This window comes from Streptomyces sp. NPDC046977, assembly GCF_040644455.1.
In the GTDB taxonomy this organism is placed as follows: domain Bacteria; phylum Actinomycetota; class Actinomycetes; order Streptomycetales; family Streptomycetaceae; genus Actinacidiphila.
Genome location: NZ_JBEYWO010000021.1, coordinates 172,528 through 184,091, shown reverse-complemented (window position 1 = coordinate 184,091; position 11,564 = coordinate 172,528). Strand labels below are relative to the sequence as shown.

At 72.4% G+C, this 11,564-nt stretch carries 11 protein-coding genes; 2 read left to right on the top strand and 9 right to left on the bottom strand.

Annotation, left to right across the window (positions count from 1 at the left end; genetic code table 11):
• Positions 1-384: 384 nt before the first annotated feature.
• Entirely contained in the window at positions 385-1,392 is a 1,008-nt protein-coding gene (locus ABZ883_RS28555; protein ID WP_360911019.1) for a stage II sporulation protein M, read from the bottom strand.
• A 95-nt stretch (positions 1,393-1,487) separates the two neighbouring features.
• Between ABZ883_RS28555 and ABZ883_RS28550 the strand changes: the two genes are divergently transcribed.
• Positions 1,488-2,501, top strand: coding sequence for an RDD family protein (locus ABZ883_RS28550; RefSeq protein WP_360911017.1), 1,014 nt, complete (start codon positions 1,488-1,490; stop codon positions 2,499-2,501).
• A 4-nt stretch (positions 2,502-2,505) separates the two neighbouring features.
• Here ABZ883_RS28550 and ABZ883_RS28545 read toward each other — a convergent pair whose 3' ends face one another.
• The 8 genes from ABZ883_RS28545 to ABZ883_RS28510 form a co-directional block, all read right to left on the bottom strand.
• Positions 2,506-3,129 (bottom strand): hypothetical protein, encoded by a 624-nt coding sequence (locus ABZ883_RS28545; protein WP_360911015.1) that lies wholly within the window; start codon positions 3,127-3,129, stop codon positions 2,506-2,508.
• A 120-nt stretch (positions 3,130-3,249) separates the two neighbouring features.
• Positions 3,250-4,701: an adenosylhomocysteinase gene (gene ahcY, locus ABZ883_RS28540; protein WP_360911013.1), complete on the bottom strand. Its 1,452-nt coding sequence runs from the start codon at positions 4,699-4,701 to the stop codon at positions 3,250-3,252.
• Between the two features lie 238 nt (positions 4,702-4,939).
• Positions 4,940-5,893: a cation diffusion facilitator family transporter gene (locus ABZ883_RS28535; RefSeq protein ID WP_360911011.1), complete on the bottom strand. Its 954-nt coding sequence runs from the start codon at positions 5,891-5,893 to the stop codon at positions 4,940-4,942.
• 96 nt (positions 5,894-5,989) lie between these two features.
• Complete coding sequence (gene manA / locus ABZ883_RS28530; RefSeq protein ID WP_360911009.1) at positions 5,990-7,204, bottom strand: mannose-6-phosphate isomerase, class I; 1,215 nt, start codon at positions 7,202-7,204, stop codon at positions 5,990-5,992.
• Positions 7,205-7,208: 4 nt separating this feature from the next.
• Complete coding sequence (locus ABZ883_RS28525) at positions 7,209-8,369, bottom strand: SIS domain-containing protein (protein ID WP_360911007.1); 1,161 nt, start codon at positions 8,367-8,369, stop codon at positions 7,209-7,211.
• A gap of 48 nt (positions 8,370-8,417) precedes the next feature.
• A complete protein-coding gene (locus ABZ883_RS28520) occupies positions 8,418-8,597 on the bottom strand; it encodes a Trm112 family protein (protein WP_360911005.1) in 180 nt (59 codons plus the stop codon).
• A gap of 251 nt (positions 8,598-8,848) precedes the next feature.
• Positions 8,849-10,207, bottom strand: a complete 1,359-nt coding sequence (locus ABZ883_RS28515; RefSeq protein ID WP_360911003.1) for a phosphomannomutase/phosphoglucomutase — start codon at positions 10,205-10,207, stop codon at positions 8,849-8,851.
• 133 nt (positions 10,208-10,340) lie between these two features.
• Positions 10,341-10,715, bottom strand: a complete 375-nt coding sequence (locus ABZ883_RS28510; protein ID WP_360911001.1) for a DUF3499 domain-containing protein — start codon at positions 10,713-10,715, stop codon at positions 10,341-10,343.
• A 350-nt stretch (positions 10,716-11,065) separates the two neighbouring features.
• Between ABZ883_RS28510 and ABZ883_RS28505 the strand changes: the two genes are divergently transcribed.
• Positions 11,066-11,524 carry a metallopeptidase family protein gene (locus tag ABZ883_RS28505; RefSeq protein ID WP_360910999.1) on the top strand — a complete coding sequence of 153 codons (459 nt, stop codon included), beginning with the start codon at positions 11,066-11,068 and terminating at the stop codon, positions 11,522-11,524.
• Positions 11,525-11,564 lie beyond the last annotated feature (40 nt).

The following is an 11,564-nucleotide window of genomic DNA, read 5'->3' as shown; positions in this document are numbered from 1 at the left end:
TGGCGTTGACTTTTGGCACGCTGTTGAGTTCTCAAGGAACGGAAGCTTCCTTCGAGACCGTTTCACCGGCCCCTCCGGGCTTTCCCTTCGTTGTCACCAGCTTATCAGACTCTTTCGGGCCCGATTCCCGCCGGCGGGGGGATTTGCTTTTCGAATAAACGACGCGACAAAACACTCGGGATTTTCATCCTGGGAGATTTCGCTGCGTTCGATGATTCTTCGAAGCGGTCTAGACTCTAGCCGCTGGCCTCGAACTTGTCCAGTTCGTGGCAACTTCTCGAATCTACCTCCCCACTCCACCCGTGTCAACAGGTTTCTTGGGGCGAAGAGGAGACTAGCAGGTCAGCGACCCCGGATGCACATCCACACGGTGCGCCATCCGGGTCATGCTGCGACGGGGAGGGCATCTCCGCGGTCCGGGCGCTCGAGATCACCGGTCTCCCCTGCGTGAGCGGCGCGCCGTCCCGGCACGAAGACGTAGGCGAGAAAGCCGAGCTCGGCGGCGAATCCGATGGCGATGCGGGCCCAGGTGGGCAGGCCGGAGGGGGTCACGAAAGCTTCGATGACGCCGGAGACGAGGAGGACGGCGGCGAGCCCGATGGCCATACCGATGGCGGCACGTCCCTCCTCGGCGAGAGCTGTCCTGCGGGGGCGCGGACCGGGGTCGATGACGGTCCAGCCGAGGCGCAGGCCGGTACCGGCGGCGACGAACACGGCGGTGAGCTCGAGGAGACCGTGCGGGAGGAGGAGACCGAGGAACGTGTCGAGCCGGCCTGCCGAGCCCATGAGACCGAGGCCGATACCCAGGTTGAGCACGTTCTGGAAGAGGACGTACAGCACGGGGAGTCCGAGGAACACACCGAGGACGAGGCAGTAGCCGGCGGCCATCGCGTTGTTCGTCCAGACCTGGGCCGCGAAGGAGGTGGCCGGGTGGCTTGAGTAGTAGGACTCGTACTCGCCGCCGGGGCGGGTGAGGGTCCGCAGTTCGTCGGGGGCGGCGATGGCGGCCTGGACGTGCGGGTGCGTGGCGACCCACCAGCCGATGAGCGCGGCGAGCGCCGTGGAGACCAGGGCGGTGGGGATCCACCAGTGGCGCGATCGGTAGACGCCGGCGGGGAAGGCCGCCGTGAAGAAGTGGGCCACGTCGCGCCAGCCCGGGGTGCGGGCACCGGTGACGGCGCTGCGGGCGCGGGCGACGAGGGTGGTGAGGCGTCCGACCAGCGCGGGGTCGGGGGCGCTGGACTGGACGAGGGAGAGGTGGGTGGCGGCGCGTTGGTAGAGGGTGACGAGTTCGTCGGCCTCTTCGCCGGTGAGTCGCCGGCCACGGTGCAGCAGGGCGTCGAGCCGGTCCCACTCGTGGCGGTGGGCGGCTGCGAAGACGTCGAGGTCCATGGTCGCTGCTCCTGGCTGGCCGGGAGGTCCCAGCTTGGCAGACGGGGCAGACTGGTCGGGCCGGGTTCCGGGGTGGGATCGAGGAGGGTGCCCGTATGAGCGGTGCGTTCGGAACGAGTGGTGCAGCGGGTGGCGGCACGGCCTGGGAGGCGGACGGTGCCGGGCGGCTGGTGACCGGCGAGGCGGTGGAGTTGGGGCTGCAGCCCGCGCGGCTGCCGAGCCGGGCGCTGGCGGCGGCGCTGGACGCCGTCGTCTACTTCGGTGGGTACATGATCGTCTCGCTGGGGCTGTTCGCGGCGACGGCGTCGCTCGACGATGCCGCGCTGGCCGCGGTGTATGTGGCGTCGCTGGTGCTCGTGCTGATCGGGGTGCCGATCGCGGTGGAGACGTTGTCGCGGGGCCGTTCGCTGGGGAAGCTGGCGTGCGGGCTGCGGGTGGTGCGGGACGACGGCGGGCCGATCCGGTTCCGGCACGCGCTGGTGCGGGGGGCGGTGGGGGTGATCGAGATCCAGGCGTTTCTCGGGGTGATCGCGTGTATCGCCTCGCTGGTCTCGGCACGGGGGCGCCGGATCGGGGACGTATTCGCGGGGACGTTGGTGGTGCGGGAGCGGATCCCGGTGGCGCGGGCCCCGCAGGCGATGCCGCCCGCACCGCCGTGGCTGGCGGACCAGGTGGCCGGCGTGGATCTTTCCGCGGTGCCCGAGGGGCTGTGGCTGGCGGTACGGCAGTACCTGGCGCGCGCCCACCAGTTGGATCCGCGGGTGGGGTGGACGATGGCGGAGCGGCTCGCGGCGGACGTGTCGGCGTGCACGGGGACGCCGGTGCCGCAGGGGACGTCCGCGGTGGCGTATCTGGCGGCAGTGGCGGCCGAGCGGCAGGTGCGGGAGGCGCGGCGGGTCTTCGGTCCGGCGGGCGTTGCGCCCGCGCAGGCACCGGCGGGGGGTTGGGGCGTGCCCGCGGAGCCCGAGGCCGGCGCGTCGGGTTCCCCGGTACCTCCCGTGCTTCCCTCCGGTCCCTCCGGTCCCTCTGCTCCCTCGGCTCTCGCTAGCGTTCCGTTGCCGCCCGCGCCGTCCTCCGGGCCGTCGACCGGGTTCGCGCCGCCGGCCTGAACGGTCAGTCCGTCGCGGGGAATTGCGAGGGGGGTGATTCGAGGTCCTCGAGTTCGATGCCGGGGGCCGCGAGCACGACGTCGCCGGCGATGTGAACGGTGTGCTGTTCACCGGTGTCGAGGGCGCTGACCTGGTATTCGTCCACGGTCAGGGGGCCGTTGTCAGTGGGGTGTGCTTCGCTCTTCACCAAGGCCCACGACTGGTCGAGGGTACGGGGAGCGAGCACGGGGGGCTGGAATGCGACGAGGCGGACGCGGGTGGCCGGGGCGCCGGGACGCAGGCGCAGGATGCGCGCTGTCGCGATGTAGAAGGCAGGGGATACGCCGCTGAAGGCGTGTGCCCGGACGTTTCCCTCCTGGGCGTGTTCGCCGGAGGGGTCGGTGCGTACCCAGGTGACGCCGTCGAGGGCGGCGCCGCGGACCTGCCAGCTCGCGGCGGTGAGTTCCAGGCGGATGGGGCGGCCGAGTTCGTCGACGGTGAGGTCGATGGAGCCCGCGTGGCTGCCGTCGGCGTGCGTCGTCTGCGCGGTGTAGCGCCAGCCGGAGGGGCCGGTGGCGCAGTGGAAGTGTTCTTCGCCGAGGGGGGTGTGGTCGTGCGTGTCGTGGAACGAGTAGCGGCCGCGGGGCATGGTTCGACCTTACGGGGGCGGTGCCGGTGGTACGGGGCAGGCCCCCGCCGAGGGCGGGGGCCTGCGGGCCGGCTGAGGTGGTGCCGGGGCGCCGCGGTGTTCGCGGCGGCGGCGGTGGCCTCAGTAGCGGTAGTGGTCGGGCTTGTACGGGCCCTCGACCGGGACGCCGATGTAGGAGGCCTGCTCGGGGCGCAGGGTGGTGAGCTTGACGCCGAGGGCGTCGAGGTGGAGCCGGGCGACCTTCTCGTCGAGCTGCTTGGGCAGGACGTAGACGCCGATCGGGTACTCCTCGGGCTTGGTGAACAGCTCGATCTGGGCCAGGGTCTGGTCCGAGAAGGAGTTGGACATCACGAACGAGGGGTGGCCGGTGGCGTTGCCCAGGTTCAGCAGGCGGCCCTCGGACAGCACGATGAGGACGCGGCCGTCGGGGAAGGTCCAGGTGTGGACCTGGGGCTTGACCTCGTCCTTGACGATGCCGGGGATCTTGGCGAGGCCGGCCATGTCGATCTCGTTGTCGAAGTGGCCGATGTTGCCGACGATCGCCTGGTGCTTCATGCGCTGCATGTGCTCGGCGAGGATGATGTCGCGGTTGCCGGTGGTGGTGACGAAGATGTCGGCGGTCTCGACGACGTCCTCGAGCACGGTGACCTGGTAGCCGTCCATCGCGGCCTGGAGGGCGTTGATGGGGTCGATCTCGGTGACGATGACGCGGGCGCCCTGGCCGCGGAGCGACTCGGCGCAGCCCTTGCCGACGTCGCCGTAGCCGCAGACCACGGCCACCTTGCCGCCGATGAGGACGTCGGTCGCGCGGTTGATGCCGTCGATGAGCGAGTGGCGGCAGCCGTACTTGTTGTCGAACTTGGACTTGGTGACGGCGTCGTTGACGTTGATCGCCGGGAAGAGCAGGGTGCCGTCGCGCTGCATCTCGTACAGGCGGTGGACGCCGGTGGTGGTCTCCTCGGTGACGCCGCGGATCTCGGAGGAGAGCTGGGTCCACTTCTGGGGGTTCTCGCCGAGGGTGCGGTTGAGGAGCAGCAGGATCTGCTCGTACTCCTCGCTGTCGGCGGTGGACGGGTCGGGGGCCGAGCCGGCCTTCTCGAACTCGACGCCCTTGTGGACCAGGAGGGTGGCGTCGCCTCCGTCGTCGAGGATCATGTTCGGGCCGCCGGTGGGGGCGTCGGCCCAGGTGAGGGCCTGCTCGGTGCACCACCAGTACTCGGAGAGGGTCTCGCCCTTCCAGGCGAAGACCGGGATGCCCTGGGGGTTGTCGACGGTGCCGTTGGGGCCGACGGCGATGGCCGCGGCGGCGTGGTCCTGCGTGGAGAAGATGTTGCAGGAGGCCCAGCGAACCTGCGCGCCGAGGGCGGCGAGGGTCTCGATGAGGACGGCGGTCTGCACGGTCATGTGCAGGGAGCCGGTGATGCGGGCGCCGGCGAGCGGCTGCGCGGCGGCGTACTCCGCGCGGATCGCCATCAGGCCGGGCATCTCGTGCTCGGCGAGGGTGATCTCCTTGCGGCCGAACTCGGCCAGCGAGAGGTCGGCGACCTTGAAGTCGTTGTTGACGGGGGACATGCAGTCTCCTCGTGGGGTGGTTCGAGAGCGGACATCGGCTTTTCCGCTGCGGGGCGTGGGAGGCATGCGGACATACGCCTCCCTCGACCGCAGCTCAGCCCGTCGGAGGCCCTCTCTCCCTCGGACGGTCCGGAGACCGGACCGCCCGACCGCCATCAGCAGCGACGTCTGGCTACCCATGAATCTACACCGCGTGCCCGGCCGGAACCGGGCCGACGGTGGAGGTGGCGGGGAGGGATCAGGCCGTTTTGTCGGCGGCGGGGGCCTCGGGGGCCGCCTTCTGCTCGCGGTAGATGTCGGGTTCGAGGTAGATCACGCGGGCGATGGGGACGGCCACGCGGATGCGGGCCTCGGCGGCGTCGATGGCGCGGGCGACCTCGGTGGCCGTGTCGTCGTGCTGGACGGCGATCTTGGCGGCGACGAGGAGTTCCTCGGGGCCGAGGTGGAGGGTGCGCATGTGGATCACGCGGGTGACGGTGTCGCCGTCGACGATGGCCTCGCGGATGCCGGCGACGGTCTCGGGGCCCGCGGCCTCACCGAGGAGGAGGGACTTGGTCTCGGAGGCGAGGACGAGGGCGATGACGACGAGCAGGGCGCCGATGCACAGGGTGCCGACGCCGTCCCAGACACCGTTGCCGGTGAGCAGGGACACGCCGACGCCGATGAGCGCGAGCACGAGGCCGACGAGGGCTCCGAAGTCCTCCAGCAGGACGACGGGCAGTTCGGGGGCCTTGGCGGTGCGGATGAACTGGGCCCAGGTCTGTCGGCCGCGCAGACCGTTGGACTCCTGGATGGCGGTGCGGAAGGAGAAGCCCTCGGCCACGATCGCGAAGACGAGGACGCCGATCGGCCAGTACCAGTGCTCGACCTCGTGGGGGTGCTGGACCTTCTCGTAGCCCTCGTACAGCGCGAAGACGCCACCGATGGTGAACAGGACGATGGAGACGAGGAATCCGTAGATGTACCGCTCCCGCCCGTAGCCGAAGGGGTGCTCTTCGGTGGCGGCCTTCTTGGCCTTCTTGCCGCCCAGCAGGAGGAGCGCCTGGTTGCCCGAGTCCGCGACCGAGTGGACGCCTTCGGCGAGCATGGAGGACGAGCCGCTGAAGGCGAACGCCACGAACTTGGCCACCGCGATGGCAAGGTTGGCGCCCAATGCGGCGATGATCGCCTTGGTTCCGCCTGACGCGCTCATAGGTGCTGGGTGTCCCTTCCGTCGGCCGCCGGTCTTTGCCCGGTCTTTACGGCACTACGGCGGGACATTCTTGCAGGCCGGGATCGCACGGGTTCCTCAGGCCACCACGGTGGCGCGGAAGACGGTTCCCTCGCCGAGGAGTTGGACCTGTTCACCGGCGGGAACGTAGGCCGACTGGCCGGGGGCCAGGGCGAGTTCCCGGTGCGGCTCGCCGGTGGTGCCGGCGTCGCGGACGGTGGCCGTGCCCTCGGTGCAGAGCAGGATCTGCGCGGTGCGGTCGTCGAGGGTGCGCGGGGCGCCGCCGGCGGCGAGGGCGTACCGGGAGAGGCGGAACTCCTCGATGGGGGTGGTGTAGAGCTCCTCGCCGTCCGCGGAGGCCTCGGGGCGCAGGACGCCGGGGTCGGCCGACTCGAAGCGGACGATGCGCAGGAGTTCGGGGACGTCGACGTGCTTGGGGGTGAGGCCGCAGCGCAGGACGTTGTCGGAGTTGGCCATGATCTCGACGCCGAGGCCGCTGAGGTAGGCGTGCGGGATGCCGGCGCCCAGGAAGAGGGCTTCGCCGGGCTGGAGGCGTATGTGGTTGAGCAGCATGGCGGCGATGACGCCGGGGTCGCCCGGGTAGGTGCGGGCGATGGCGGCGTACGCGGCGTAGGCGTCGGCGTACGGGCCGCCCTCGGTGGCGAGGCGGCCGGCTGCCTCGGCGGCGGCGTCGACGGTGCCGGCGACGGCGTCGCGCTCGGCACCGAGCACGGCGGTGAGGACTTCGCGCAGGGCGGCGTCCTCGGGGTGCGCGTGCAGGATGTCGACGTAGGGCTTGAGGGAGTCGACGCCGAGGCCGGTGAGGAGGGCCGCGGTCTCCTGGGGGTGCCGGAAGCCGCACAGGCCCTCGAAGGGCGTGAGGGCGACGATCATCTCCGGCTTGTGGTTGGCGTCCTTGTAGTTGCGGTGCGGGGCGTCCACGGGGATGCCCCGGACCTCCTCGTCGGCGTATCCGGCCGCGGCCTGCGCGAGGTCGGGGTGGACCTGGAGGGACAGCGGGGAGCCGGCGGCCAGCACCTTGAGCAGGAACGGCAGCCGGGGGCCGAAGCGCTCGACGGCGGCGGGGCCGAGCTCGGCGAGCGGGTCGGCGTCGATGACCTGGTCGAGCGGGACCGGGCCGTCGCCGCGGTCGACGCGGGAGGGGGCGCCGGGGTGGGCGCCCATCCACAGTTCGGCCTGCGGCTCGCCCGTGGGGGTGGTGCCCAAAAGCTCCGGGATGGCGGTCGTGGAGCCCCACGCGTACGGGCGAATGGTGTTGGTCAGCCGATCCATGGGCTCATGATCTCCCGGCAGAGGTGACGGCAAGGTAAACGGAGGCGAAATCCGTGACGGCGAGGAGTTCGACGACGGATTCCAGCGGGGTGCCGTCGGCGCCCGCGGCGAGTTCGCTGAGCGGGGTGTCGTGGGTGGTGGTGAACTCCCGGGCGACGGCGGCGGAGCTGGTGGCCGGGGCCTGGGTGCCGTTGCCGGGCCGGTGCAGGAGGACGACGCGCAGGCGCAGGTCCTCGGGTTCCTCGACGCGGTCGCGGAAGAAGTCGTCGGGGTCCAGGGCTCCGGCGAGCGCGCCCGCGAGCAGCGCACCGTGGGTGTCGACGGCTTCGGGGAGTTCGCCGTGCAGGGCGGGGCGTCCGGCGCGGGAGGCGATGGTCGCGGCGAAGCGGCGTGCGGCGGCGGCGGCCAGGGGGCCCTCGCTCCACAGCACCGGGAGGGACTCGGCGAGTTCGGAGGCGAGCGCCTTGGCGGGGTTGCTGTAGGTCGCGATGGCGGGGCCGCAGCGGGCAGCGACCTCGTCGAGGCGGTCGGCGACCCGCTCGATGGCGTCGGCGGGCGCGGGCAGCAGTCCGATCCGGTCGCCGAGGGCGAGCAGCGGGGTGAGCAGGGCCCAGAAGGCGCCGAGGTCCTCGTCGGGGTCGGCGGCGTCGGGTGCGTCCGGTGCGTCGGCCCCGGGGGCGGCGGCGTACGGCAGGACCATGCCACGTACTTGGGCGATGGCCTCGGCGATCGGCGACCCGGCGGGCACGACGGCGGCGGCGGTGCAGCCGCGGCGGTAGGCCTGTTCGATGAGGTCGGCGAGGCCGGCCTCGGTGCCCATGGGGGTGGCGATGAGCAGCAGGTCGAGGGGGCCGGCCCAGCCGGGCAGGGTCCAGCGCAGGTCGTACGGGGCGGGGCCGGTGGGGCGCAGCGGCAGGACCGGGGCGCTGCCGCTGCCGAGGGCCGCCAGCAGTTCGGCGACGGTGGCGGCGGTGGCCGCGCCGGGGCCCGCGACGAGGACGCTGCGGGGGCGGCCGTCCGGCTTCAGTTCCCCTATGCCCGCCTCCTGTGCCAGGCGGGCGGCGGTGCGCACGCGGGCCCCCGCGGCGGCGACACCCAGGAGCCGGCCCCGGGTGTCGGCGCGGGCGAGGCCCTCGGGGTCGTCGAGCAGCGTCTCGTCCAGCATCGTTGCGTGGCCTCCCGGTCCTTGTCCGTCGCTCGGTCGGTGCGGGCGCTACGCCGGGCGGCGGGCCTCGTCGACGAGCAGGACGGGGATGTCGTCGCGGACGGGGTAGGCCAGGCCGCAGTCGCCGGAGGTGCAGGCGAGTTCGCGGGCGTCGTCGTCCTCGCGGAGGGGGGCGTGGCAGGCGGGGCAGGCGAGGATTTCGAGGAGGCTGGATTCGACGAGCGGCATGGTGGCGCGGCTTCCTTCGGGTCGGTGCCCGTGGGGTGCGGGCAGTGCGGGCCGTGCAGCCCGTACGGGGGCGTGCGGGGTGGCTTCCCGGCCACCGGGCCGGTCGGCCGTTTCAGCCTATCGCCGGGGCGTTGGCGGCGTGGGGAGCACGTCCCGCTCGGGTGCGGGCGTTCCCGGCGCCCCGTGCGGGGGCGCCGGGAACGGCGGACGTGCGGACCCGCGCGCCGTCCGGCACCGGGCGGTGGGCGGCCTCAGGCGCGGACGATCGCCAGCACCTCGTCGCGCACCTCGGCGACGAGGTCCGCGGTGCGGGCCTCGACGTTCAGGCGCAGCAGCGGCTCGGTGTTGGACGGGCGGAGGTTGAACCACCAGTCGCCGGAGGTGACGGTGAGGCCGTCGAGCTCGTCGGTGGTGACGCCCGGGCGGTCGGCGAAGGCCGCGCGGACGGCGGCGGTGCGGCCGGCCTGGTCGTCGACGGCGGTGTTGATCTCGCCGGAGGCGGCGTACCGGTCGTACTCGGCGACGAGCGCGGACAGTGTGCCGTCCTGGCCGCCGAGGGCGGCGAGGACGTGGAGGGCGGCGAGCATGCCCGTGTCGGCGTTCCAGAAGTCGCGGAAGTAATAGTGCGCGGAGTGCTCGCCGCCGAACACGGCGCCGGTGCGGGCCATTTCCTGCTTGATGAAGGAGTGGCCGACGCGGGTGCGGACGGGGGTGCCGCCGTGCTCCTTGACGACCTCGGGGACGGACCACGAGGTGATCAGGTTGTGGATGACGGTGGCGCCGGGGTGCTTGGCCAGTTCGCGCGCCGCGACGAGCGCGGTGATGGCCGAGGGGGAGACGGGCTCGCCGCGCTCGTCCACGACGAAGCAGCGGTCGGCGTCGCCGTCGAAGGCGATGCCGAGGTCGGCGCCGGTCTCCCTGACCTTGGCCTGGAGGTCGACGATGTTCTTGGGGTCGAGCGGGTTCGCCTCGTGGTTGGGGAAGGTGCCGTCGAGCTCGAAGTACATCGGGACGAGGTCGAGGGGCAGCCCGTCGAAGACGGTCGGGACGGTGTGGCCGCCCATGCCGTTGCCGGCGTCGACGACGACCTTCAGGGGCCGGATCGCTGTGAGGTCGACGAGGGTGCGCAGGTGGGCGGCGTAGTCGCCGAGCAGGTCCTGCTGGGTGACCGTGCCGGGGGTGGCGTCGCTCGCGGGCAGGCCGGTCTCGGACCACTGCTCGACGAGCTCGCGGATCTCCGTAAGGCCGGTCTCCTGGCCGACCGGCGCGGCGCCCGCGCGGCACATCTTGATGCCGTTGTACCGGGCCGGGTTGTGGCTGGCGGTGAACATCGCGCCGGGCAGGCCGAGTTTGCCGCTGGCGAAGTACAGCTGGTCGGTCGAGCAGAGTCCGATCTCGGTCACGGACGCGCCGCGGGAGGCGGCGCCGCGGGCGAAGGCCCGGGACAGGCCGGGCGAGGACGGGCGCATGTCGTGGCCGGTCACGATCGCGTCCGCACCGGTCACGGTGACGAAGGCCGCGCCGAAGAGTTCGGCGAGCGGCTCGCCCCATTGGTCGGGGACGACGCCACGGACGTCGTACGCCTTCACGAGCTGCGAGAGATCGGTCACCGCTTGTGCTCCTCTGTCCGGTTGCCGGTCATGGCCTGCGGACCAACCTACCGGGCATACCTGAACATCCGGACGAGCGGTACGCGTCGCGGTGGATCCGGGTGCGGGGGTCCGGGAGGGCGGCGGAGCGCGGTCAGGAGTCGGGCGAGCGCAGGACGCGCAGGTGGCCGCGCCGGGCGATCTCCATCGGGTCGCCGCCCCGGCCGCCGGCCGGCTTGCCGCCGTCGCGCTCCGGGGGGCGGGCGGCCTCGCGCACGGCGTTGGCGAGCGCCTCCAGGTCGTCACCGCTGGGGCGGGTGGGACCGGTGTCGGTGGCGAGGCGCACGACCTCCCAGCCGCGCGGGGCGGTGAGGCGCTCGGAGTGCTCGGAGCACAGGTCGTAGCAGTGGGGTTCGGCGTAGGTCGCGAGCGGGCCGAGAACGGCGGTGGAGTCCGCGTAGACGTACGTCAGCGTCGCGACGGCGGGACGGCCACACGCGGTGCGCGAACAGCGACGTACAGGGCTCACGACGTTGGACGGTACCGCACTCTTGAGCGGGCCGCGACGACTCCCCGGGACACCACTCCGTCGTGTCGTCCCGGTTCGCCGGGATGGCCCGACCTGCGACCCGCGCCCCTGACCTGCGAAGGGCCGGATATGCACGGCTCAACCGACGATGACTGCCGTCACCAAACATGCCAAATGGCGTCATTTGACGGCAGCCGAACAGTCAGACGTGGGGAATTGCGGAAACGACACCGGCACGCGACCGTACATTCCGCGACATCGCCCCGGATGTCGGGTCCTCGTACCCCGTGGTGATGGCACCGGTCACGGGCCGGCATACCCGGGGCTCCCGGCGGCTACTCTCAGAGGTGATGGACACCCCTTCGCCCGCACCCCGCCAGCGCCGCCGCGACCGCCACGGACGCGGCATGCGCGGCCCCATCGCGCCCCCGCAGGTGCCGCTGGCACTCAGCCGCGCCGACGCCTTCGACGACCTCGTCCGGGACGCGGCCGACCGCCTGGAGCGCAGGTGGCCGCAGCTGTCGGAGGTGGAGTTCGCGGTGCAGGAGGTGCCGTGGCCGCCCGGCGGGTCGGACGACGAGGCGGCCGGGGCCTCCGGGGCCGCCGAGGACGGAGTCCCGCTGGGACGGCTGCTCGGGGGGCGCAAGGGCAGCCCGCACCGCATCGTGGTCTACCGGCGGCCGGTGGAGATCCGGGCCAAGACCCGGGAGGAGCGGGCGCTGCTGGTGCACGACGTGGTCGTGGAGCAGGTGGCCGAACTGCTGGGGCTCTCCCCGGAGAACGTCGACCCCCGCTACGGCGAGGGATAGCGCGCGGGCCCGGTGCGCGGGCTGCGCACCGGGCCCGGAC